This is a genomic window from Rubrimonas cliftonensis (genome assembly GCF_900107585.1).
Lineage (GTDB): Bacteria > Pseudomonadota > Alphaproteobacteria > Rhodobacterales > Rhodobacteraceae > Rubrimonas > Rubrimonas cliftonensis.
This window is the reverse complement of record NZ_FNQM01000006.1, coordinates 161486-183411: the sequence shown is the minus strand read 5'-3', so window position 1 is coordinate 183411 and position 21926 is coordinate 161486. Positions and strand designations below refer to the sequence as shown.

21 protein-coding genes are annotated in these 21926 nt (G+C 73.0%); 12 read left to right on the top strand and 9 right to left on the bottom strand.

What is annotated here, in order from left to right:
* Positions 1-3 precede the first annotated feature (3 nt).
* The 4 genes from BLW43_RS12120 to BLW43_RS12105 form a co-directional block, all read right to left on the bottom strand.
* On the bottom strand, positions 4-861 hold the full coding sequence (locus BLW43_RS12120) for a carbohydrate ABC transporter permease (protein ID WP_093253748.1): 858 nt from the start codon (positions 859-861) through the stop codon (positions 4-6).
* Positions 862-872: 11 nt separating this feature from the next.
* Positions 873-1805: a carbohydrate ABC transporter permease gene (locus BLW43_RS12115; protein WP_093253747.1), complete on the bottom strand. Its 933-nt coding sequence runs from the start codon at positions 1803-1805 to the stop codon at positions 873-875.
* Between the two features lie 96 nt (positions 1806-1901).
* Positions 1902-3344: an extracellular solute-binding protein gene (locus tag BLW43_RS12110; RefSeq protein ID WP_093253744.1), complete on the bottom strand. Its 1443-nt coding sequence runs from the start codon at positions 3342-3344 to the stop codon at positions 1902-1904.
* Positions 3345-3361: 17 nt separating this feature from the next.
* A complete protein-coding gene (locus BLW43_RS12105) occupies positions 3362-4378 on the bottom strand; it encodes a sugar-binding transcriptional regulator (protein WP_217632166.1) in 1017 nt (338 codons plus the stop codon).
* 206 nt (positions 4379-4584) lie between these two features.
* On the opposite strand from BLW43_RS12105, the gene BLW43_RS12100 reads away from it, so the two are divergent.
* Positions 4585-5511, top strand: a complete 927-nt coding sequence (locus BLW43_RS12100) for an HAD-IIA family hydrolase (RefSeq protein WP_093253742.1) — start codon at positions 4585-4587, stop codon at positions 5509-5511.
* A gap of 3 nt (positions 5512-5514) precedes the next feature.
* Here the strand turns inward: BLW43_RS12100 and BLW43_RS12095 are convergent, their stop codons facing one another.
* Complete coding sequence (locus BLW43_RS12095) at positions 5515-7026, bottom strand: xylulokinase (protein ID WP_093253739.1); 1512 nt, start codon at positions 7024-7026, stop codon at positions 5515-5517.
* A 152-nt stretch (positions 7027-7178) separates the two neighbouring features.
* Between BLW43_RS12095 and BLW43_RS12090 the strand changes: the two genes are divergently transcribed.
* The 5 genes from BLW43_RS12090 (at position 7179) to BLW43_RS12070 (ending at position 12100) form a co-directional block, all read left to right on the top strand.
* On the top strand, positions 7179-8555 hold the full coding sequence (locus tag BLW43_RS12090) for an iron-containing alcohol dehydrogenase (protein ID WP_217632165.1): 1377 nt from the start codon (positions 7179-7181) through the stop codon (positions 8553-8555).
* A gap of 222 nt (positions 8556-8777) precedes the next feature.
* The gene (gene copM, locus BLW43_RS12085; RefSeq protein WP_093253733.1) at positions 8778-9206 is read left to right on the top strand and encodes a CopM family metallochaperone; all 429 of its coding nucleotides are present in this window, start codon (positions 8778-8780) and stop codon (positions 9204-9206) included.
* A 113-nt stretch (positions 9207-9319) separates the two neighbouring features.
* Positions 9320-10885 carry an acetolactate synthase large subunit gene (locus BLW43_RS12080; protein WP_217632164.1) on the top strand — a complete coding sequence of 522 codons (1566 nt, stop codon included), beginning with the start codon at positions 9320-9322 and terminating at the stop codon, positions 10883-10885.
* Between the two features lie 177 nt (positions 10886-11062).
* Positions 11063-11863 (top strand): 3-deoxy-manno-octulosonate cytidylyltransferase, encoded by an 801-nt coding sequence (locus BLW43_RS12075; RefSeq protein WP_093253730.1) that lies wholly within the window; start codon positions 11063-11065, stop codon positions 11861-11863.
* A gap of 24 nt (positions 11864-11887) precedes the next feature.
* On the top strand, positions 11888-12100 hold the full coding sequence (locus BLW43_RS12070) for a DUF6324 family protein (protein ID WP_093253729.1): 213 nt from the start codon (positions 11888-11890) through the stop codon (positions 12098-12100).
* Positions 12101-12103: 3 nt separating this feature from the next.
* Here the strand turns inward: BLW43_RS12070 and BLW43_RS12065 are convergent, their stop codons facing one another.
* Both BLW43_RS12065 and BLW43_RS12060 read right to left on the bottom strand, forming a co-directional pair.
* Entirely contained in the window at positions 12104-12550 is a 447-nt protein-coding gene (locus BLW43_RS12065; protein WP_093253726.1) for an MmcB family DNA repair protein, read from the bottom strand.
* Between the two features lie 75 nt (positions 12551-12625).
* Positions 12626-13399, bottom strand: coding sequence for an N-formylglutamate amidohydrolase (locus BLW43_RS12060; RefSeq protein WP_093253724.1), 774 nt, complete (start codon positions 13397-13399; stop codon positions 12626-12628).
* Between the two features lie 196 nt (positions 13400-13595).
* Between BLW43_RS12060 and BLW43_RS12055 the strand changes: the two genes are divergently transcribed.
* From BLW43_RS12055 to BLW43_RS12040, 4 genes are all read left to right on the top strand, one after another.
* Positions 13596-14195 carry a YceI family protein gene (locus tag BLW43_RS12055; RefSeq protein WP_093253721.1) on the top strand — a complete coding sequence of 200 codons (600 nt, stop codon included), beginning with the start codon at positions 13596-13598 and terminating at the stop codon, positions 14193-14195.
* Between the two features lie 20 nt (positions 14196-14215).
* Complete coding sequence (locus BLW43_RS12050; protein WP_175478870.1) at positions 14216-14845, top strand: YceI family protein; 630 nt, start codon at positions 14216-14218, stop codon at positions 14843-14845.
* A 35-nt stretch (positions 14846-14880) separates the two neighbouring features.
* A complete protein-coding gene (locus tag BLW43_RS12045; RefSeq protein WP_175478869.1) occupies positions 14881-15444 on the top strand; it encodes a cytochrome b in 564 nt (187 codons plus the stop codon).
* 104 nt (positions 15445-15548) lie between these two features.
* Positions 15549-16028 carry a hypothetical protein gene (locus BLW43_RS12040; RefSeq protein WP_093253714.1) on the top strand — a complete coding sequence of 160 codons (480 nt, stop codon included), beginning with the start codon at positions 15549-15551 and terminating at the stop codon, positions 16026-16028.
* 633 nt (positions 16029-16661) lie between these two features.
* On the opposite strand, the gene BLW43_RS12030 is transcribed toward BLW43_RS12040, so the two are convergent.
* The gene (locus BLW43_RS12030) at positions 16662-18242 is read right to left on the bottom strand and encodes an AMP-binding protein (RefSeq protein ID WP_217632170.1); all 1581 of its coding nucleotides are present in this window, start codon (positions 18240-18242) and stop codon (positions 16662-16664) included.
* A gap of 212 nt (positions 18243-18454) precedes the next feature.
* Between BLW43_RS12030 and BLW43_RS12025 the strand changes: the two genes are divergently transcribed.
* Complete coding sequence (locus tag BLW43_RS12025) at positions 18455-19960, top strand: cobyric acid synthase (RefSeq protein WP_093253909.1); 1506 nt, start codon at positions 18455-18457, stop codon at positions 19958-19960.
* Here BLW43_RS12025 and BLW43_RS12020 read toward each other — a convergent pair.
* Positions 19932-20690 carry an alpha/beta hydrolase gene (locus BLW43_RS12020; RefSeq protein WP_093253706.1) on the bottom strand — a complete coding sequence of 253 codons (759 nt, stop codon included), beginning with the start codon at positions 20688-20690 and terminating at the stop codon, positions 19932-19934. The genes BLW43_RS12025 and BLW43_RS12020 overlap by 29 nt on opposite strands.
* Between BLW43_RS12020 and BLW43_RS12015 the strand changes: the two genes are divergently transcribed.
* The gene (locus tag BLW43_RS12015; protein WP_093253703.1) at positions 20689-21915 is read left to right on the top strand and encodes a glycosyltransferase family 4 protein; all 1227 of its coding nucleotides are present in this window, start codon (positions 20689-20691) and stop codon (positions 21913-21915) included. The genes BLW43_RS12020 and BLW43_RS12015 overlap by 2 nt on opposite strands.
* Positions 21916-21926 lie beyond the last annotated feature (11 nt).

Genomic DNA, 21926 nt, shown 5'->3' with positions numbered 1-21926 from the left:
CGTTCATCCTTTCACCGCGCCGAGCGACAGGCCCTCGACAAGGTAGCGCTGCGCATAGAGCGCCAGCGCCAGCGTCGGCGCGATCGACAGCACGATCCCCGCCGCGATCTGGCCGTACTGGATGCCCGAGGCCGTCACGAAGGCCAGCGCGCCCACCGTCACCGGCTGCTTGTCCGCCGAAGCCAGCACCAGCGCGAAGACGAAGTTGTTCCACGCGAAGATGAAGGCCAGCAGGCCGGCCGCCGCGATCCCCGGCCCCGCCAGCGGCAGCGCGATCCTGCGGAAGGTCGAGAACCACGAATGGCCCGCCAGCCGGTAGGCGTGTTCGACGTCCGGGCTGATGTCCTCGAAATAGCCGCGCACGATCCACAGGATCAGCGGCAGGCAGATGAGCTGATAGACCCAGATCAGCCCTATATAGGTGTTCGCGAGTCCCAGATCCTGAAAGTACAGCGCCAGCGGCAGCAGCACCAGCAGCGGCGGCGCGAAGCGGAAGCTCAGCAGCGTGAAGGCGATGTCCTCGCTGCCGCGGAACTTGTGGCGCGCGAACGCATAGGCCGCCGGCACGCCCAGCAGCAGCGACAGCGCCACCGAACACACCGACAGGATCACCGAGTTCATCAGGTTGCGCATGAACTGGATTTCGAGAACGCCGGCGCTGCTGACCAGCTTGCCGGTGATCAGCGCCTGATAGTTCTCCAGCGTCGGCGTGAAGACCACCGATGGCGGCATGCGCAGGATGGTCTCGTTGGTCTGGAAGCTCATGAGCACGATCCACAGGATCGGGAACATGAAGAAGATCACCACCAGCGTCAGGGCGAGGCCCTTCAGCCAGCGCGTCATCGGGGATGCGTGGTCCATGCTCGCCTCCCTCACGCGTCGCCGCGGGCGCGTTCGCGCAGCCGCAGCCAGTTCTTGATGAAGATCGACGACAGAAAATAGGTGATGGCCCACAGGATCATCAGCAGCGCCGCCGAGCGGCCCACGTTCGTCGACTGGAAGAAGTTCAGGTAGGCCTCGACCTGGAACACCGTCAGCGTGTCGCCGGGCCCCCCCTGGGTCATCGCATAGATGATGTCGAACTGCTGGATGCTCTCCAGCAGGCGGAACAGCGTCGCGGTGAGGATGTAGGGCGTCAGCATCGGCAGGGTGATGCGCCAGAACACGAACAGCGGCGGCACGCCGTCGAGCGCAGCGGCCTCGAAGGGCTGCTTGGGCAGCGAGCGCAGCCCCGCCAGCAGCAGGATCATGATGAAGGGCGTGTAGACCCAGATATCGACGATCACCACGGTCAGCATCGCGGTGGAGGGGTCGGACGCCCACTTGAACTCCTCCAGCCCGATCAGCCGGGCGCCGTAGCTCAGCACGCCGAAATTCGGGTTGGTCATCAGCTTCCACATCAGCGCCGCCAGCGCCGGGGCGGTCATCAGCGGCAGCAGCAGCATGACCGAGATGGCGTTGTTGAGCCGGTTGCTCTCGCGCAGCAGCATGGCGATGCCGAGGCCCAGCAGCAGCTCCAGCGACACCGTCAGGCCGGCGTAGGTCAGCGAGACCTGGAGCGTGTTCCAGAACGCGGGGTCGCTCATGAAGTTGAGGTAGTTCTCGCCCCAGTTCATCTGCCGCGCCCAGGGCTGGCTCAGCCGGTAGCGCTGGAGCGAGTAGAAGACCGCCGTGCCGAACGGGATCAGGATGCCGATGCACACCAGCAGCGCCGGCAGGCTGAGCAGATAGGGCAGCCAGCGGGCGCCCACGCGGAAGCGGCGGCGCGGCGCGAAGCTCTGCAGGTCAGGGTCAGCGGCGGTCATGGCCTCTCCGGCGCCGCGGGGCGGCGACTGGCAGGGGTGCGGGACCGCCGCCCGGTCCTCGCAGGCGCCGGGCGGCGGGCGAGAAGCGGCGCGGCCTCAGCCGAGGCCGGCCTCCTTCAGCTGGCGGTCGACGCTGGCGGCGAGCTGGTCGAGCCCCTCGTCCACCGGCGCCTGGCCCGCCACCATCTGCTGCAGCGTGGCCGCCCATTCGGTCGTCAGGTCAAAGAACAGCGGCTGGGCGGTGAAGTAGATCGTCGCGCCCGGCGCCGAGGCGTCATGCTGCGCGACATAGCCCGGATAGCTCGCCTCCAGCCGGTTGCGGAAGTCCTCGTTGGACCAGACCGACTTCCGCACCGGGTTCACGAAGTCCATCTTGGTCGCGCCGAAGGTTCCGTGCTCCACGCCGCTGGCCCATTGCATGAAGTACCATGCGGCGTCCTTCTTCGTGGAAAACGTCGACATCGCCAGCGACCAGATCCACACGTTCGGCGTGGGGGCGCTGGCGGCGGGGTTCGGCGTGAAGGCGGCGAAGCCCAGATTTCCGGCCTCCGCGTTGTCGCCGCCGTTCATGAAGTAGCCGAGGATGTCGGCGTCGTAGATCATCGCCGAGGCGCCGGCGCCGAGGTCGGTGCCGACCTGATACCAGGTGTAGGTGGACCAGTCGCGCGGCCCGCTGTCCTGGATCATCTTCACCCATTGGGCGTGAAACGCCTTAGACTCGGCGGTGTTCATCGCGGCGGAGAGCTTGCCGTCGGCCCCGACGTTGAGGTCTTTCTGGCCGAAATTGGCGTAGGCCGAGAGGAAACCCGGATGGATCGTCGCCCAGCTCCGCGAGCCGCGCACGCCGACGCCATAGGCGTTGGGAATGTCGCGGCCGAGCTTGGCGGCGGCCTCCATCAGCCCCTCCATGTTCTCCGGCGGCGTCACGCCGGCCTGGTCGAACATGCGGCGGTTGTAGGTGAGGCTGTTGAGCTCGTAGCCCCACGGAATGCACCACTGCTTGGCGTCCTCGGTGCCGAGCGCCGAGCCGGGAACGCCGTTCCACGCCGTCGAGGCGCGCAGGCCCGGCAGCACGTCGTCCCAGTTGTAGCCGGGGGCGGTCTTCGCCGGATCCATGATGTATTCGTTGAGGTCGACCGTCCAGCCGGCGGGGCCGTAGGTCCACGTCATGTAGGCGCCGGTCATGAAGGCGTCGTACTCGGTCGAGCCGGAGGCGAGCGCCGCCGTCACCTTGTCGAAATAGACGTCCTCGGGGAACACGTCGTAGCTGACGTCGATGCCAGTCATCGCCTTGAAGGTCTCGATGTTGGCGATCATGGCGTCGGCGTAGGGGTGCTTGTTCAGCAGCAGCTTGACGCCAGTGCCGCTGTGCTTCTTCCAGTCGAAGTCGGCGGCCAGCGCGCGGCTCTGGGCCATGTTGACCAGCGCGCTCGCCGCGGAGGCGCTGACGCCCGTCGCCGCGAGGCCGCGCAGCAGCCCGCGGCGGCTGAGATCGCCGCGGATGAAGGCGTCGATGAGGCCCTTTTCCTTCTCGTACACGTCGTTTCCTCCGTCGTTTATGGTTTCTGGTCGCAGTCTTCCTCCGCGGGGGCGGCGCCCTCCGCGATCGCGATGAGACGACGCGCGGTCGCCTCGTCGGTGATGAGCCCCGTGAACACGCCGCTCTTCAGCGCGGCGGAAAGCGCGGGCGCCTTGGTCTCGCCGCCGGCGATGGCGTGCGCCTCGCGGCCCTTCAGCGAGAACAGGTCGGCCGCGATCACCCGCCCGTCATAGGGCGTCGACATCAGGCGGCCTTCCGCGTCGAGGAACTGGCCGAGGATCTCGGCGCGCGCGCCCTGCGCCCGCAGGTCGCGCAGCGAGTTCTCCGGATCGAACACGTCGGCGCGGGCGATGCTGCCCGCCATGTCGACGGCGCCGACGCCGACGAGGCAGACCGACGCCTCGGCCCACATCCGGCTCACCTCGCCGACGCCGGGCTGCGCGAGCAGGATGTCGCGGTCGGCGGCGCTGTTGGCGAACAGCGGCGCGGGCATCAGGAACGCCTCGGCGCCGGTGCGCTCCGCCAGCCGGAAGATCACGTCGTAGGGGTTGGCGGCGAAGCGCCGCGTCAGCCCGCCGAGCAGCGAGACGAAACGCGCGTCCCGCGCCTCGCGCCGCGGCATCATCGCCACCGCCGCGGCCATGGTCGAGCCGTGGCCGACGCCGATCACGCGATGCTCGCCACCCTCGATCAGCCCCATCAGCAGGTTGGCGCCGGCGACGCCCAGCGCCTTGAGCGGGATGGCCCCGCCCTCGCCGAGCTCCGGCGCCACGACGCAGCTGCGCAGCGCGAAGAGCTCCGTGAGCCGGTGCTCCAGCGCGATGCAGCCGGCCACCTCGGCGTCGACGAAGACGCGCACGAGCCCGTCGCGGGCGGCGCGGGCGATCATGCGGTGGGCGCGGGTCACGGGAATGCCGAAGCGCTTGGCGATGGCGCTCTGGGTCATGCCGCCGACGTGATGCAGCCATGCGGCGCGCGCGGACATCTCGTCCTCGTCGATGGCCTCCAGACGTGTGACGCCGTCAGCAGTCACGTCGATCGTCCCTCCCCAGGGCGCGGCAGGTCATGGGCAGGTCATGGCCTGCATTTTTTTTCTGATATGAATGTTTTTTCAGATCGTCCACCATGTCAAGGAAGGAGTTGACGCAAGGGCCGCGTTCGGCGCCCCTTGCGCGCCCGACGCCGCCGCCTCCACCCCCCGCGCGCGCCAGCGGCGCCTGCGCCTTACGGAGACCTTCGATGAGCGACGCAGCCACCGCGCGACCGCGCCTCGACGCCGCCGGGGCCTGCGCCCGCTACGAGGCGATTCGTCCCCGCCTGCCGCAGGCGCGGTTTCCCGCCGCCGCGGTCGAGCTGGCCGATCTCGGCGCGCTGGCCGACGAGATCGACGTCTTCGTGCTCGACGGCTTCGGCGTGCTCAATATCGGCGAGGCGCCCGTCCCCGACGCGCCGGAGCGGATGGCGGCGCTGCGCGCGCGGGGGCGCCGCCTCGTCGTGCTGACCAACAGCGCCACCCAGCCCAGCCGCGAGACGGCGCGGAAATACGGGAAGCTCGGGATGCGGTTCGCGGCGGAGGAGATCGTCTCCAGCCGCGACGCGATGGCCGCGGCGATGGCCCGGCGCTCCGATCGGCTGAACTGGGGGGTGGCGGCGACGGCGGCCTCGGAGCTCGACGAGATCGGGCCGGGCTGCTTCGCGCTCGGCGACGACCCCGCCGACTACGCCCGCGCGACGGGCTTCGCGCTGCTGAGCGCCAACGACTGGACGCCCGCGCGGCAGGCGCTGCTGGTCGCGGCGCTGAAGGACAGGCCCCGGCCCGTTCTGGTCGGCAACCCAGACCTCGTCGCCCCACGCGAGAACGGGCTGTCGCTGGAGCCGGGCTTCTACGCCCATGCGCTATGGGACGAGACCGGCGCGGCGCCGGAGTTCCACGGCAAGCCCTATCGGGACGCCTTCGCCATGGTCGCGGCGCGCCTGCCGGCGGGGACCGACCCGAAGCGCGTCGCCATGGTCGGCGACACGCTGCACACCGACATCCTCGGTGGCGCCGCGCAGGGCTGGCGCACCGTGCTGGTGCGCGCCCACGGCCTGCTGCGCGCGCTGGACCACCACGCGCTGATCCGCGAGACCGGGATCGTCCCTGACTTCATCGTGGAGACCACCTGAGTCTCAGCCCGTCGCGGCGTCGGCCGGGCTGGTCCCGCCGGGGCCGGCGCCGCCCGGCCGGTAGGCCGCCGCCTGCGCGGCGCCGGCGCGCGCCCAGGCGGCCCGCGCGCCGGGGTCGGGCGCCACCGTCCCGCCCTCGCGGCACATCGCGGCGGCCGCCTCGCCGAAGCCCGCGAACCAGCCTGCGCCGACCGCGGCCGAGATCCCCGCCCCGAGCGCCGAGGCCTCGACCGAGGCGCTGCGCGTGACCGGCAGCTGGGTCGCGTCAGCCGCCATGCGCATCCAGAGCGCCGACTGGGCGCCGCCGCCGACGGCGATGATCCGCTCCGGCGCCAGACCCTCCGCCGCCATCGCGGCGACGCCGCGCGCGCTCTCCAGCGTGATCGCCTCGAGCATGGCGCGGTAGAGGTGCGCGACGCCGTGGCCCGGCCCGAGGCCGGTGAAGCTCGCGCGCGCCGAGACGTCCCAGTGCGGGTCCATGCAGCCGGTCAGATAGGGGCAGACGGCGACGCCCTCGCTGCCCACGGGCAGGGCTGCGGCCTGCGCCTCCAGCCGGTCGAAGACGGAGGGATCGGCGCGCCCGCCTGCGAAGCCGTCCACGAACCAGTTGACGAGATAGGCCCCGGCGCGCTGGCAGCATTCCAGGAAATAGCCCTCGCCCGTCGGCGACAGCATCGTGCGCCAGTTGCGCGAGAGCGTCGGCCCCGGCGCCCAGGCCCCGGCGATCACCGCCGTGCCGAGGTTGAGGTACACCCGGCCCGCCCGCGCGGCGTCCGCCCCGAGGCCGGCGCACTGGCCGTCGCCGCCGCCGGCGAAGACCGGCGTTCCGGCGCGCAGGCCAGTCGCCGCCGCGGCGTCCGGCGCGACCGCGCCGACCCCGGCGCCCGGCCGCGCCACGGGCGCGAGCTGGCCAGGCCTCAGCCCGAGATGGTCGAGGATCGGCTGCGACCAGTCCCGCGCCGAGATGTCGAACAGGCCGGAGGGGTCTGCGCTCGTCCAGCTCGCCGCCGGCCGGCCCGTCAGCCGCCAGACCAGCGCGGCGTGCGCGTCGAGCACCATCGCGGCGTCCAGCGTCGCCGGCTCATGTTCGCGCATCCACGCCAGCCGATAGAGCGCCGGCGTCAGGTCCACCGGCTTGCCGGATATCTCGTGGAGCCGCGCGGCCCCGAACGCCGCGGCGACCCCGGCGAGATGCTCGCGGCCGCGCTCGTCGAGCCACAGGATCGCCGGGCGCAGCGACCTGCCGTCGGCGCCCAGAAACGCCGTCGTCTCGCGCTGGTTGGAGATGGCGAGGCCGGCGACACGGTCCGCGCCGACGGCCCCGGCGACCGCGCGCAGCGCCTCGCAGGCGGCGGACCACCATGCGTCGGGCTCCTGCTCGTTCCAGCCCGCCCTCGGCGTCAGCATCGCATGCGCGGCGCGGCCCTCGGCGACCGGCTCGCCCTCGCGGCTCCACGCCACGGCCTTGGTGGACTGCGTCGAGCTGTCGAGCCCGATCACCAGATCGCGCGCCATGCGCCGCCTCCCTCCCGCTCGCGCCGCCGCGTCGGCGCGGTTTTTCCGGCGATGCTCGGCCCGCCGCCGCGCCCGCGTCAACGCGGGACTGGCGTTCGCACTCGAACAAAGGCAATGCTCGTGTTCAAATGAACACATCGCGGAGGGAACGCATGGCGGGCGAACCGGAGGCGGAGGGGACACGCGGCGCGATCGGCGGCGACGGGCCGCCGCCCGGCGGCTGGACGGCGCTGATCGACGATCTGCTCGCGGGCCGCTGGGTCAGCCCGCTCACGGGCGCGACGGCCCCGCCGGCGCCCTATGAGCGCATCGTCATCGCCGGGTCTCTGGAGGGCGAGGAGGCCGCGCTGATCGACGCGCTCGGGCTGCGGTCGCCCTTCGCCGTCGTCGCCGACAGGGCCACCTGGGAAGCGATGGGCGCGCGCGTCGCCGCGGCGCTTGCACGGCTGGGGCCGGTGGAGCCGGTGCTGCTCGACCACCCCCACGCCGACCTCGCCGCCGCGCGGAAGCTCGCCGAAAGGCTGAAGGGCGCCGAGGGCGTCGTCGCCGTCGGCTCGGGCACGATCAACGACCTCGCCAAATACGTCACCGCGCAGGACGGCCGGCGCTACGCCGTCTTCGGCACGGCCGCATCGATGAACGGCTACACCTCCACCACGGCCTCGATGACGCTGGACAGCGGCCTCAAGGTGTCGCTGCCGGCCCACGCGCCGGCGGGCTTCTTCGTCGACCTCGGCGTGAGCGCCGCGGCGCCCCGCCGTCTGGCGGCGGCGGGCTTCGGCGACTGCCTCTGCCGCTCGGTGGCGCAGGTGGACTGGTGGATGGCGCATCGCCTGCTCGGCGCCGCCTACCACCATGAGCCCTACCTCATCGAGATGCCCGACGAGGCGGCGCTGAACGCCCGCGCGGCCGGCGTCGGCGCGGGCGACCCGGTCGCCATCGGCTATCTCTACCGGGTGCTGACGCTCTGCGGGCTCGGCATCTCCTTCACCGGCGTCTCGCATCACGGCTCGATGGGCGAGCACCAGATCAGCCACTACATCGACTGCTTCGCGCGGGAGCGTCACCCGGGCACGCTGCACGGCCAGCAGGTCGGCGTCGCGTCGCTGACCATGGCCCGCATCCAGCAGGCGATGCTCGCCAGCGAGACGCCGCCGAAACTGAAGCCCACCCACATCGACGCGGCGGACATGGCGCGCCGCATGGGGCCGGCCATCTCCGGGCAGTGCCTGGAGGAGTACCGCGCCAAGGCGCTCGACGCTGACGGCGCGGCGAAGCTCAACGCGCGGCTGGAGGCGATCTGGCCGGAACTCCGCGAGGAATGCGGCGCCATGACCATCCCCGTCGCCGAGATGACGCGCCTGCTGGCGGCGGCCGGCGGCGCGACGACAGCGCGGGAGCTCGGCGTCCCGCGAGACTTCTGGCGCGAGGCGGTGCGCCACGCCCACGAGATGCGCAACCGCTTCAGCTTCGCCGACCTCGCCTGCGACGCGGGTCTTCTCGACGAGATGGCTGCTGCGGAGACCTGACGCGTCGGACCGTCGCCAACCGCTTGCGCCGGGCCGGCTCCCGGCGAATGCGGCGCCCTGCGACGGCGGCCACGGCGGCCGCCGCCGACGCCGCCCGCGCGAGCGCCGCGAGATCGCGCAAACGTGACCTAGCCTCCCGCTTGACCTTCCTCCAGCCGGAAGCCCGAACCTTGCCTGACGAGGCGTGACGCAGGTCGCGGCGTCGTCGGGGAGGGAACGGGCATGGGCAAGCGGCAGGCGGCGCTGGCGGCGGCGCTTTGGCTTCTGGGGGCGGGCGCGGCGCATGCGCAAGGCGCCCAGCCGGCGCACGGCTCGGCGCATGGGGCCGGGCGCGACGCCGGACACGGTTCGCACATGGCGGCCTCGACAGGCGCTGCCGCCACAGGCGGCCAGGAGTCTGCCGCGTCGCGCGCCTTCCGCGAAGCCAATGACAGGATGCACCACGACATGGCGATCGCGCTGACCGGCGACGCCGACGTGGATTTCATGCGGGGCATGATCCCCCATCATCAGGGCGCGATCGACATGGCGCGCATCGTGCTCGACCACGGGACTGACCCCGAGACCCGCGCACTCGCAAGCGACATCATGGCGACGCAGACCCGCGAGATCGAACAGATCGCCGCCTGGCTCGCCGCAAGGGGTTTTTGAGGGAGGGCGCCGCCCACCGGGCGGAGGATCGTCCGCGCAGCGCCGGGCCGCTTGACCGGCGCCGCCCGCGCGGGCTTCATCGCGGGCGTCAGCCCTCCCCCGGAGTTCCCCCGATGCAAGACGTCGCCTCCTCCACGATGAACGGCGCAGAGGCGCTCGTGCGCACGCTGCATGGCGCCGGGGTGGACGTGTGCTTCGCCAACCCCGGCACCTCGGAGATGCAGTTCGTCGACGCGCTCGACCGCACGGGGCTGATGCGCTGCTGCCTGTGCCTCTACGAGGGCGTGGCGACCGGCGCGGCCGACGGCTTCGCGCGCATGGCGGGCCTGCCGGCGCTGACGCTGCTGCATCTTGCGCCCGGCCTCGCCAACGGCGCGGCCAACCTGCACAACGCCCGCAAGGCGCGCACGCCGATGCTGACCCTGGTGGGCGACCACGCCGTGCGCCACCTCGTCCACGACGCGCCGCTCACCGCCGACGTCGCCGGCGCCGCCCGCCCCTTCGCGGACTGGACGCGCACGGCGACCGACCCCGCCACGCTGGGCGCCGACGCCGCCGCGGCGCTGGCGGCGAGCCTGTCGCGCGGCGGACAGGGCGCGGCGCTCGTCTCGCCGGCGGACATCGGCTGGAACCCCGGCGGCGTCGTCGCCGCCCCGGTCGCGCCGGCGCCCCGCGACGCGATGGAGCCCGGCGCGCCGCAGGCCGCCGTCGCCGCCCTGCGCCGGCCCGGCGCGCTGCTCCATGTCGGCGGCTCCACGCTGGAGGACGCCGCGTCGCTGGCGCTTGCGGCGGGGATCGCGGCGGCCTGCGGCGCGAGGCTCATGGCGCCCACCTCGAACCGCCGCATCGAGCACGGCGCGGGCCGGGCGCAGGTCGCGCGCCTGCCCTACCCCGTCGACATGGCGCTTGAGGCCCTCGCGCCCTTCGACCGCGCCGTGCTGGTCGAGGCGGCGCCGCCGGTCGCCTTCTTCGCCTATCCCGACAAGCCCAGCCTCCTGCTGCGGCCCGACTGCGCCGTGACCACGCTCGCCGGTCCCCGCGGCGACGGGCGGGCGGCGCTGCGGGCGCTGGCCGACGCGCTCGGCGTGAAACCGGCCGCCGCGTCCGACGCGCCGCGCCCCGCCGCGCCCCTGCCGGGCCCGATCACCGCCGGGACGCTCGCCGCCGCCGTCGCCTCGGCGCTGCCGGACGACGCGATCATCATCGACGAGAGCATCACCGCCGGGCGGGACGTCTACGCCGCCTGCGCCGGCGCGCCGCCGATGAGCTGGCTGGCGATCACCGGCGGCGCCATCGGCATCGGCCTGCCGCTGGCGCTCGGCGCGGCGCTCGGCGGCGGCGGCCGGCCGGTCGTGGCGCTGCAGGCCGACGGCTCTGCGATGTACACGCTCCAGGCGCTCTGGAGCCACGCGCGCGAGAACGCGAACGTCACCACCGTCGTCCTGGCCAACCGAGGCTACGAGATCCTGAAGCAGGAGCTGCTGCGCGTCGGCGCCAACCCCGGCCGCAGCGCGCTCGACCTGCTGGAGATGGCCCGGCCTGCGGTGGACTTCGTCTCCCTCGCCCGCGGCATGGGCGTCGACGGCGTCCGCATCGACTGCGCCCGCGCCCTGCGCGACGCGATCGCCGACGCCGCCGGGCGCCCCGGCCCGTTCGTCATCGAGGCGGTCATCGCGTGAGGCGCCCGTCCCGAGCCCGGCCCCGAGCCCGGCCCCGAGCCCGGCCCCGAGACCGAGTCCGACCCCTAGCCCGGCCGCAGGCGCGGGCGTCCCGACGTCGCGGCCTGCGGACGTGACGGCGCCGCTTGCGCCGGGCGCGCCGCGGCGCCAAACCCTCGCCAGAACCGAGGAAGGCCCATGCGCACCGTCATCGTCATCCCCGCGCGCTACCGGAGCGCGCGCTATCCCGGCAAGCCGCTGGTCGAGCTGCGCGGCGCCGGCGGCGCGGCCAGATCCCTGATCCGGCGGAGCTGGGACGCCGCCTGCGAGGTTCCCGGCGTCGCCGAGGTGATCGTCTCGACGGACGACGCCCGCATCGCCGACCATGCGCGCCACTTCGGCGCCAAGGTCTCGATGACCGACCCCGCCCGCCGCAACGGCACCGAACGCTGCGCCGAGACGCTCGGCCAGCTCGACCCCGCGCCCGACCTCGTGGTGAACCTGCAGGGCGACGCGCCGCTGACGCCGCCGCATTTCGTCTCCGCTCTGGTCGAGGCCATGGCGGGCGACCCGTCGATGGCGGTCGCGACGCCCGTGCTGCGCTGCGACGCCGAGACGCTGTCGCATTTCCGCGCCGACCGGCGCGAGGGCCGCGTCGGCGGCACGACCGCCGTCTTCGACACGCGCGGCCGGGCGCTCTACTTCTCCAAGGAGGTGCTGCCGTTCTCCGACGGCGTGGACCCCGCCGCCGGGCCGATCCCGGTCTTCCACCATGTCGGCCTCTACGCCTACCGTCCCGACGCGCTGACCGCCTACGCCGAATGGCCGCAGGCGACGCTGGAGACGCTGGAGGGGCTGGAGCAGCTGCGCTTTCTGGAGAACGGCGTCCCGGTCGCCTGCGTCGAGGTCTCCGCCCCCGGCCGCGTGTTCTGGGAGCTGAACAATCCCGTGGACGTCCCCCGCATCGAGGCCGCCCTCGCCGCGATGGGCGCGCCCTGATCCATCCGCCGAAAGGTTCCGCCCATGGGCATCAACGACGAGAGCGACGCGGAGGCCACGCTTCAGATCGGCCCCACCACGCTCGGCATGGTCAGGCTCTACGTCGAGCGCGGGCCCGAAGGCTGGCCGATGGACTTCACGCCCGAGGAAGCGGAGTCCATCGCCGAGGAACTGACCGCCGCCGCGGCCGCGGCGCGACAGGCCGGCGACGGCCCGAAGGGCGGCAGGCGCCGCTGACGCTCAAACGGACGGCGGCGCGCCCGGGTCCTCGAAGCGGCGCAGCCTGAGCGCCGCCGCCCGGCCGATGCGCAGGGTGAGCGCGCGCCGACGGGCCGGCGCCAGCGGTCGCGGCGTCGGCAGGCGCAAAGGCTCGGCGCCCCAGTCGTCGGCGACCAGCACGCCCTCGTCCTGCGGCAGCGCCTCCACCGGAAACTCCGGCCCGACCGCGAACCAGAACGCGTCGCACCAGGGCAGGTAGCCGCGCCACTTGAGGTCCGCGCGGAAGTCGGCGAGCGAGGACTTGCACTCGATCACCGACACCGTCCCGTCCGGCCCCAGCGCGGCGACGTCGACGCGCAGGCCCGGCGCCGGCGAGAACTCGGTGAGCGGGGCTGCGCCTGCGTCGCTCAGCCAGCGGCAGACGCCGCGGGCGATGCGGGCGCCGGGCGTGTCGGCGAAGACGGCCACGCCGTCAGCCGGCCCGGCGCGGGCGGGCCGGGCCGACGCCGGGCCGCAGCCCGTCGGGCGAGGTCCGGCCGGCCGTCAACGCGGGATGTCTGGCGCCGCCTCGGCGAGATCGAGGTCGAGCACGTCGGCGAGGCACCGCGCCAGCAGCGCCGCCCAGGCCTGCTGCCCCTCGGCGTCGGCGATGAGATCGTTGCGCAGCTCGATCAGCACATGCGGCAGGCCGCGGGCCAGCCCGTGCCGGGCCATGGTGTCGCCTTCCAGATATCCGGTGTAGGGCTCGTCGTCGCCGACCACGAGCTCATCCTCGGCCCTGAGACGCGCCAGCAGCGGGTCGGCGATGCGGTCGTCGCCGTTGCGCAGCACCGTCACATGCCATGGCCGCGGCGCCCGCCCCCTGAGCTGCGGCGTGAAGGAATGGATGGCGATCACCGCAGGCGTCGCGCCAGTCCCGACCGCGCGATCGAGCGCCGCGGCGACCGCGGCATGATAGGGCCGGTGATAGTGCTCAAGCCGCCGCGACACCTCGGCCGCGTCGGCGTGGCGGTTTCCGGCGATGATCGTGCCGTCATAGAGCTTCATCACCAGCGTCGGGTCGTCCTCGCCGCGGTTCGGGTCGATCACCAGCCGCGAGAACCGCGACAGCACCGCCGGCGCGTCGAACGCGTCAGACAGCGCCAGCGTCACGCCCCGCGCGCCGACATCCCAGGCGATGTGACGCGCCATGTCCGCGGCCGGCAGGCCGAGATCGCCGATCTCCGGCGGCACGGCGTTGCTGGCGTGGTCGCAGACGAACAGGAGGGCGGGCTCGCCGTCCGGTCGCACGCGTTCGACGGGGTGCGTATCGGCCATGCCCCAGCGCTACCCCCTTCCCCCGGCCCGCTCAAGCGCGGCGATGCGGCGATGTGGCGGTTTCGTGAACGCACCGTCGCGATCCTCACGATTGATCCCGATCTGATGACGATCTGTTGGTCGCTGCGGCGGTTTGTAGCGGACCGGTCCCAGGCTATGTAGGGCTTCGAACGACACCCGCAGCAGGAGACATCGCATGCGTCCCAACTCCCTCGCCGCCGCCCTCGGCGCCGCCGCCCTCGCCGCCGCCGTCATCGCCGCCCCGGCGTTCGCGGCCGAGCGGTGGAACATCGACAAGAGCCACGCCCACATCTCGTTCCAGGCCGATCACCTCGGCTTCTCCGTCGTGCAGGGCCAGTTCCGCGAGTTCGACGGCGACATCATGTTCGACCCCGAGAACATCGAGGCCACCGAGGTCAGCTTCACGGTGCAGGCCGCCAGCGTCGACACGTTCTGGCCGAAGCGGGACGAGCACATCCGCTCGGCGGATTTCCTGAATGTCGCCGAGCATCCGACGATCACCTTCGTCTCCACCGGCGTCGAGAAGACCGGCGACGACACCGCCACCATAACCGGCGACCTGACCATGATCGGGGAAACCCGCGAGGTCAGCTTCGAGGCCACGCTGAACAAGCTCGGCCCGTCGCCGTTCAACCCCGACCAGACGATCGCCGGCTTCGTGATCGAGGGCGTGATCACCCGCGCCGACTTCGGCATGACCTATGGCGGCGACGCGTTCGCCGCGCGGATCCCGGTGCGGGTCGACCTCGAGATCAGTCCGGCCAACCCGTCTTGATCGCGGCGGCGGCGCGCCGCGTGGCCGGCGGCCGGACGAAGGATCGGCACGCGCGGGCGCGCGCGGGCGCGGGCGCGGCGACGCCGGCGGCTTTCACGCTGGCGGCCTTCATCGGCGCGCTCGCCGCGGCGGGGGCCGCCGCGGCGGGGCCGGCGACGTGGCGGATCGATCCGGCCGCCTCGGTCGTGAGGTTCGACCTGACCGTGGAGGGCGCGCCGCGCGAGGGGCGCTTCTCCGAGGTCTCGGGATCGGCGCGCTTCGACCCCGACGATCCGTCAAGCGCGCGGCTGACGCTCGACATCGACGTGTCGAGCCTCGATCTCGGCGACCCGCTGGAGAGCGGTTTCGCGCAGGGAGCGGACTGGTTCGATGCGAAGAATCACCCGGTGGCGCGCTATCGTCTGGCGCGGCTCCAGGAACGCGAAGGCGCGACTTTCGAGGCGCTCGGAGATCTCACGATCAAGGGAACCCTCAAGGTCGTCCGCACCCCGGTCACGGTGACTTTCGAGGGCGACGCGGCGCGCGCCACGGGTTCCCTGACCTTCGACCGCCGGGAGTTCGGCGTCGGCGTCGGCCCTTCGACGCTTTTCGTCTCGATCGGCGCGGAGACGTCGGTGAGCTTCGAGATCATCGCGCGCCGCGAAGAATGACGGCGCGACCGGACAGAATGTGGAGAGACGACGGCATGCCGCTTCGCAACACGCAGACCCTCTGGGGCTGGCCCGCCCGGGCGCTGCACTGGGCGATGGCCTTCATCATCGCCTTCCAGCTCATCGTCGGGACATACATGACCGGGGTGGACGATCTCGCGGCGCGCTTCGCGCTGACGCAGACCCACAAGAGCTGGGGTTTCGTCGTGTTCGCGCTGGCGCTGGCGCGCGTCGCCTGGCGGCTGGCGAACCCAACGCCGACCGAGCCCGCCGGCAGGCCATGGGAGAAGCTGGCGGCGCGCGTCAGCCACGGCGCGCTCTATCTCCTGATGTTCCTCATGCCGGTCTCAGGCTGGCTGATGGCCTCGGCCTCGGACCTGCAGGACATGTATGGCGTGAAGAACATGGTGTTCGGGCTCTTTGAACTGCCCGATCCGTTCGTGCCCGGCGACCGCGGCCTGGAAGGCGTGTTCAGCTCCATCCACACCGCCGCGGCCGTCGCGCTGGCCGCTCTCCTCGCGATCCACGCAGGCGCCGCTCTGAAGCACCATCTCATCGACCGCGACGACGTGCTCACGCGCATGACCGTGAAGCGCTGAGCGCAGTTCTGGGCAGCCTTGCCGCTCGCAAGCCTCCCGTCTTTGCCCTATAGTTCCCGAAAAAATGGGACAGGCAGGCGGGGGCATCCATGCGGCCGGCTAGAATGACGAAATACGCGGCGGCGCTCGCCGTCGCCGCGACGCTCGCCGGCTGCGCCGGCGGGGAGAAGACGGCGGAGGTCGATCCTTACGCCCACACGCGCGACTCCAGCTGCTACACGGTGGATCTGTTCACCGATGTGGAGATCACGCCGCCGGCGCCATCGGTGCCGAGCGACTGGAAGGCGTTCTCCGGGCGCTGGGGCGGCGGCAAGTGGGCCGGCGAGTGGTGCCACGACCTCTATGTTCTGAACATCGCCCCGACGGGCGAGGTTCAGGTGGTCGAGACCTACGCGCCCTACGCGCCGTGGGGCAAGCGCGCCACAGCCTTCACCCGCCGCGCCACGATCGGCAAGGACGGCAAGCTCAGGCTGCGCTACGGCGACACCTCGCTCGTCTACTGGGTGAAGGACGGCGTGCTCTATGGCGAGCGCGACGAGGCCGGGGGCAAGACGATCATCGCCATGGAGCGCCGCGCAGCCTGAGATCGCGCGCAGGCAAGGGCGCCGCTGGCGCCTGCGCCAGATCATCGCCGGCGTCTCCTGACCGCGGCTTCGGCCCCTGGCCTCGCGCCCGTCGCGGCGAGGTGCCGGCCCCATTATCAGGGTGTCGCACGAACTTCTGTCCGACCTGGGGCGCTCAGGGCGCCGTGCTGACGGCCGACGGGCAGGGATGGAGCGAAACGACCTGCGCGATCCTGTCGCGCTGCGCCGGAGACCGCCGCCGCTTCCGCCCGAGGTTTGACGGCGCGGCTGAGGGCGATCAACGACCACCGCGGCCCTCGATCCACCGGACGGGGGCGTGCGCCGGATCTTGCGCCCGCGACCACGCCCGAAGGCGCCGCCAATGCGCATCTCGACGACAGGCGGGGCGGGCGCTGCGATTACGGCGCCATGGACTGCGTGATGCATCCGGACAGGCCGGACAGCGTGATCCAGTTCCGCCCGACCTGCTCCGACGGCCTGCGGGCGCGGGATGGCGAGGGCGCAACATGACCAGGCGACATAGCGGGATCACGGGCGACCCGCGGAGCATCGACAGCGCCTCGGGCGACGCGCCGTCGCCGCGGCTGGGGCTGCGCGCGGCGGCGGCAGAAGGGGCCGACGCCGTTCGCCGCCTCAACCCGTTCCGCGCAGTTCGCGGCGCATGATCTTGCCGGTCGCGGTCATCGGCAGCGTCTCCACGAACACGACGCGGCGCGGGGCGACATGGGCGCTGATGCGCGTGCGGACATGGTCCGTCAGCGCGGCGGCCAGCGCGTCGTCGCGCGCGAAGCCGGGCCGGGCGACGACATGGGCGACGACGGCCTCGGTGCGCACCGGGTCGGGTTCGCCCACCACGGCGGCCATCGCGACGGCGGGGTGGCGGCAGAGGCAGTCCTCGATCTCGGACGGGCCGATGCGGTAGCCGCTGGAGGTGATCACGTCGTCGGAGCGCGCGGCGAAGAAGAAATAGCCCTCCGCGTCCATCCGCCCTTCGTCGCCGGTGCGCATCCAGTCGCCGGCGAACTTCTCCGCCGTCTTGTCGGGCCGGTTCCAGTAGCCGAGGAACATCGGCGCCGCGCCGCGCTTCACCGCGATCTCGCCGCTCTCGCCTGGGGGCAGCGCGCGCCCCTCGCCGTCGATCACGCCGACCTCGAAGCCCGGCGCGGCGCGGCCCATGGCGCCCGGCTTCACCGCCATCGCACAGGCGGCGTTGGCGATCATCTTGTTGCACTCGGTCTGGCCGTAGAACTCGTTGATGGTCAGGCCCAACTCCTCGCGGCCCCAGTCGAGCAGTTCAGCGCCCAGCGCCTCGCCGCCGCAGGCGAGCGTGCGCAGCCGGCGGGGCGCGCCCTCCCAGAAGCGCAGCGGCCGTTCGACCTGCCGCATCAGACGCAGCGCGGTGGGCGGGGCGAAGACGCAGGAAGCGCCCTCCCGCGCCATCAGCGCGAAGGCGGCCTCGGGGTCGAACTTCTCGAAGCGGTGCGAGACGAGCGGAACGCCGAGACACAGCGCCGGCATCATCACATTGCACAGCCCCCCCATCCACGCCCAGTCCGCCGGCGTCCACATCACGTCGGAGGGCTGCGGCAGGAACTCATGGGCCAGGCGCACGCCGGGCAGATGACCGATGAGCACGCGATGGGCGTGCAGCGCCCCCTTGGGCGGGCCGGTGGTGCCGGAGGTGTAGGAGATGAAGGCGGGATCCTCCGGGCCGGTCGCGACCATCTCGTGAAGATCGGAGGCGCGGGCGAGCGCGGGCTCGAAGTCCTCGGCGCCGGCGCCGCCCACCGTCAGCACGCGGGTCAGCCCCGGCAGGTCGAGCCCGTCGAGCTTCGGGCGGTTGGCGGCGTCCGTCACCAGCGCCTTCGCGCCGCTGTCGGCGAGCCGGAACGCCAGCGCCTCCGCCCCGAACAGCGTGAAGAGCGGCACGGCGACGGCGCCGAGGCGATAGGCCGCGAGATGCGCCAGAAGCGCGGCCGGCGACTGCGGCAGCAGCACCGCCACCCGGTCGCCGCGCGCCACGCCGGCCGCCGACAGCACATTGGCCAGCCTGCGCGACGCCGCCGCAAGCCGGCCGTAGCTCCATTCCTCCGCGCCGCGCGGCCCGAGGTGGCGCAGCGCGAGGCGCTCGGGCTCGGCCCGCGCCCAGCGGTCGCAGATCGCCTCGGCGATGTTGAGGCGCGGCGGGTTCGGCCAGCGGAAGTCGCGCCGCATCGCGTCCCAGCTTCGCCCGGGCGCGAGCGCGGGCATGGCGAGCGGATCGGGGCCGCCCGCAGGCGCGCTCCTGGCGTCGGCCTCGCCGCTTCGGTCGGACATGGACGCGCTCCCCGGGGACAGGGCCCGAGAGAAACGCCTCGGGGCGGGCGATGTCCAGCGCCGTCGCATGGCGCCGGGCCGGGGCGCGCGCTAGGGTCGCGGCCATGGCGGTGCGCGCGCTCATGCTTCAGGGAACCGGCTCGGACGTCGGCAAGTCGCTGCTGGTGGCGGGCCTCTGCCGCGCCGCGCTGCGGCGCGGGCTATCGGTCGCGCCGTTCAAGCCGCAGAACATGTCCAACAACGCCGCCGTCACCGCCGATGGCGGCGAGATCGGCCGCGCGCAGGCGCTGCAGGCGCGCGCCTGCGGCCGGGCGACCAGCGTACACATGAACCCGGTGCTGCTGAAGCCGCAGACCGACACCGGCGCGCAGGTGATCGTGCAGGGCCGGCGGCTCGACACGATTGAGGCCGCCGACTACGGCCGCCTGCGCGAAACCCTGCTCGCCCGCGTCATGGAGAGCTTCGCGGCGACGGCGGCGACGGCCGATCTCGTGATCGTGGAGGGCGCGGGCTCGCCGGCGGAGGTCAACCTGCGCGCCCGCGACATCGCCAACATGGGCTTCGCGCGGCCCGCGGGCGTGCCGGTGGCGCTGATCGGCGACATCGACCGCGGCGGCGTCATCGCCCAGATCGTGGGGACGCGCGCCGTGCTGGACCCCGAGGACGCCGCGCAGGTCAGAGGCTTCACCGTCAACAGGTTCCGCGGCGACCCGCGCCTGTTCGACGACGGCTATGCGTTCACGCAGGCCCGCAGCGGCTGGCGCGGCTTCGGCGTGCTGCCATGGTTCGCGGGCGCCGCGCGGCTGCCGGCGGAGGACGCCGTGGCGCTGGAGAGCCCTGCGGTCCAGACGCGCGAGCGCGCGGGCAGGCGCCTGCGCATCGCCTGCCCGATGCTGTCGCGCATCGCCAACTTCGACGATCTCGACCCGTTGCGGCTGGAGCCCGGCGTCGCGCTGGAGATGGTTCCGCCCGGCCGCCCGCTGCCCGGCGACGCGGCGCTGGTGATCCTGCCCGGCACGAAGTCGACGCGAGGCGACCTCGCCTTCCTGCGCGACCAGGGCTGGGACGTCGACATCGCGGCCCATGTGCGCCGCGGCGGGCGGGTGCTCGGCCTGTGCGGCGGCTACCAGATGCTGGGACGCGGCATCGCCGACCCCGGGGGAGTGGACGGCGAACCGGGGGAGAGCGCCGGCCTCGGCCTGCTCGACGTCGAGACCGTGATGGGCGGCGACAAGCGGCTCGCGACGGTGACGGGCCGCTGCCCCGCCAGCGGCGCGGCGGTCTTGGGCTACGAGATCCACATGGGGCGAACCGAGGGCTCCGACCGCGCGCGCCCGTTCCTGGAGATCGAGGGCCGCCCGGAAGGCGCGGTCTCCGCCTGCGGGCGGATCGCCGGCGGCTACGCGCACGGGATCTTCGGCGCGGACGGGTTTCGCGCGGCGTTCCTGCGGCGGCTCGGCGCCGCGACATCGGGCCTCGACTACGCCGGGGACGTCGACGCGACGCTCGATGCGCTTTCCGAGCACATGGAGGCGCATCTCGACGTGGACGGGCTTCTGGCGCTCGCCGCGCCGGTCGCCGCCGCCCTCAGCCGATCTCCTCGATCGCCAGCGTGATCAGGCCCAGCTCGACCTGCCCGCTGAAACGGTGATCGGCGCCCTTGACCAGCGTCAGCCGCGCGTCGGGGCACTCCATGTGGTCGAGGAGCCTTGACGCCAGCCATGGCGGCACGTCCGCGTCCGCCGTCCCGTGCAGCAGGCGCACCGGGAACGGCAGCGACAGCGGCCCGGTCAGCACCTGACGCGCGCGGCCGTCCTCGATCAGGCGGCGGGTGACGACGCCCGGCTCGTCGCCATAGGGGTTGGGGATGGCGATCTCGCCCTCGGCCGCCAGCCTCGCGCGCATCCCGGCGTCGAAGGACGGCCACATCAGCAGTTCGGTGAAGTCCGGCGCGGCGGCGACGCCGACCATCCCGGCGACGCGCGCGCCGTTTTCGCGCGCCAGCAGCGTCGCGATCCAGCCGCCCATGCTGGAGCCGACGAGGATCTGCGGGCCCTCGGTCAGCGCCGACAGCGCCGCCGCCGCATCCGCGGCCCAGTCGCCCACGCAGCCGTCGCGGAAGGCGCCGGAGGACGCGCCGTGGCCGGTGTAGTCGAAGCGCAGGAAGGCCCGGCCCCGCGCCTCGGCCCAGGCCTGCAGATGCGTCGCCTTCGTCCCTGTCATATCGGAAGCATAGCCGCCGAGAAACATCACGCCGGGCCGGCTTGCGCCCTCCCCGGCGGCGCGCGTTCTGTGATACGCGATGCGGCGGCCGCCGGGGGCCGCAAGAACTTCTGGAGACGTCATGGCCCCTGGCCCTTCCAACAGGTCGCCCCAGCCTAGCGGCGCCGCCGCGCTGCGCAACGCCGACAGGCCGCTCACCGTGCTGCAGGTGCTGCCGCGGCTAGACCTCGGCGGCGTCGAGCGCGGCGCGGTGGAGATCGCGCGCGCCGTGCTGGCGGCGGGCGGACGGGCGATGATCGCCAGCGCAGGCGGCCGGCTGGGGCCGCGACTGATGGGCATGGGCGCGGAGTTCGTCGAGGGCCCCTTCGCCAGCAAGAACCCCCTCACCATCTGGGCGAACGCCGGCCGGCTCGCGCGCGTGGTCGCCGACGAGGGCGTGGACGTGATCCACGCGCGGTCCCGCGCCCCGGCCTGGAGCGCGCTGATGGCCGCGCGGCGGACGCGCACGCCCTTCGTCACGACATGGCACGGCGTCTATGGCGACAGGGGCTTCCTGAAGCGGCCCTATAACGCCGTCATGGCGAAGGGGCGCCCCACCATCGCCATCTCGCAGTTCATCGCCGATCACATCGCCGCGCGCTGCGACCTGCCGCCCGATCAGCTCGTGATCATTCCCCGCGGCGCCGACGTGGCGGTGTTCTCCGAGGACGCGGTGGGCGCCGAACGCGCCATCGCGCTGGCGCGCGCATGGTCGCTGATCGAGGCCCCGGAGCCGGTGGTGATGCTGCCCGGGCGGCTCTCGCGCTGGAAGGGGCAGGAGGACTTCATCGCCGCCGCCGCGAAGCTGAAGGCGAAGCGCGGACCGGACTTCCTGTTCCTGATCGTCGGCGAGGACGGCGGCTCCGGGCTCGCCGGCAGGCTGTTCCGGCAGGCGCAGAGCCTCGGCGTGCTGGACGTGGTGCGCTTCGGCGGGCGCTGCGACGACATGGCCGCCGCCTACAAGCTCGCCTCCGTGGTCGTCTCGGCGTCGACCGCGCCCGAGGCTTTCGGCCGGGTCGCCGTGGAGGCGCAGGCGATGGGCCGCCCGATCATCGCGACCGACCATGGCGGCGCGCGCGAGACGGTGGAGCACGGGCGCACCGGCTGGCTCTACCCGCCAGGCGACGTCGCAGCGCTCGCCGAGGCGGTGGACGCCGCGCTGTCGCTCGACGCCTCGGCCCGGGCGCATATGGGCATGGCCGGGCGCGCGCGCGTCGCCAGCCGCTTCACGGTCTCGGCGATGCAGCGCGCGACGCTGGCGGTCTACGAGCAGGCGGCGGGGCGCAGCTTCGGCGCGACGCTTGGCTGAGCGCGGCGCGC

Bases quoted from the DNA above. Each gene is read 5' to 3' on its own strand.
- BLW43_RS12115 (WP_093253747.1), bottom strand. From the start codon at position 1,805: ATGACCGCCGCTGACCCTGACCTGCAGAGCTTCGCGCCGCGCCGCCGC.
- BLW43_RS12020 (WP_093253706.1), bottom strand. From the start codon at position 20,690: ATGACGTCTCCAGAAGTTCTTGCGGCCCCCGGCGGCCGCCGCATCGCG.
- BLW43_RS12075 (WP_093253730.1), top strand. From the start codon at position 11,063: ATGCGCACCGTCATCGTCATCCCCGCGCGCTACCGGAGCGCGCGCTAT.
- BLW43_RS12100 (WP_093253742.1), top strand. From the start codon at position 4,585: ATGAGCGACGCAGCCACCGCGCGACCGCGCCTCGACGCCGCCGGGGCC.
- BLW43_RS12095 (WP_093253739.1), bottom strand. From the start codon at position 7,026: ATGGCGCGCGATCTGGTGATCGGGCTCGACAGCTCGACGCAGTCCACC.
- BLW43_RS12060 (WP_093253724.1), bottom strand. From the start codon at position 13,399: ATGGCCGATACGCACCCCGTCGAACGCGTGCGACCGGACGGCGAGCCC.
- BLW43_RS12120 (WP_093253748.1), bottom strand. From the start codon at position 861: ATGGACCACGCATCCCCGATGACGCGCTGGCTGAAGGGCCTCGCCCTG.
- copM (WP_093253733.1), top strand. From the start codon at position 8,778: ATGGGCAAGCGGCAGGCGGCGCTGGCGGCGGCGCTTTGGCTTCTGGGG.
- BLW43_RS12070 (WP_093253729.1), top strand. From the start codon at position 11,888: ATGGGCATCAACGACGAGAGCGACGCGGAGGCCACGCTTCAGATCGGC.
- BLW43_RS12080 (WP_217632164.1), top strand. From the start codon at position 9,320: ATGCAAGACGTCGCCTCCTCCACGATGAACGGCGCAGAGGCGCTCGTG.
- BLW43_RS12090 (WP_217632165.1), top strand. From the start codon at position 7,179: ATGGCGGGCGAACCGGAGGCGGAGGGGACACGCGGCGCGATCGGCGGC.
- BLW43_RS12040 (WP_093253714.1), top strand. From the start codon at position 15,549: ATGACGAAATACGCGGCGGCGCTCGCCGTCGCCGCGACGCTCGCCGGC.
- BLW43_RS12045 (WP_175478869.1), top strand. From the start codon at position 14,881: ATGCCGCTTCGCAACACGCAGACCCTCTGGGGCTGGCCCGCCCGGGCG.
- BLW43_RS12015 (WP_093253703.1), top strand. From the start codon at position 20,689: ATGGCCCCTGGCCCTTCCAACAGGTCGCCCCAGCCTAGCGGCGCCGCC.
- BLW43_RS12055 (WP_093253721.1), top strand. From the start codon at position 13,596: ATGCGTCCCAACTCCCTCGCCGCCGCCCTCGGCGCCGCCGCCCTCGCC.
- BLW43_RS12030 (WP_217632170.1), bottom strand. From the start codon at position 18,242: ATGCGGCGCGACTTCCGCTGGCCGAACCCGCCGCGCCTCAACATCGCC.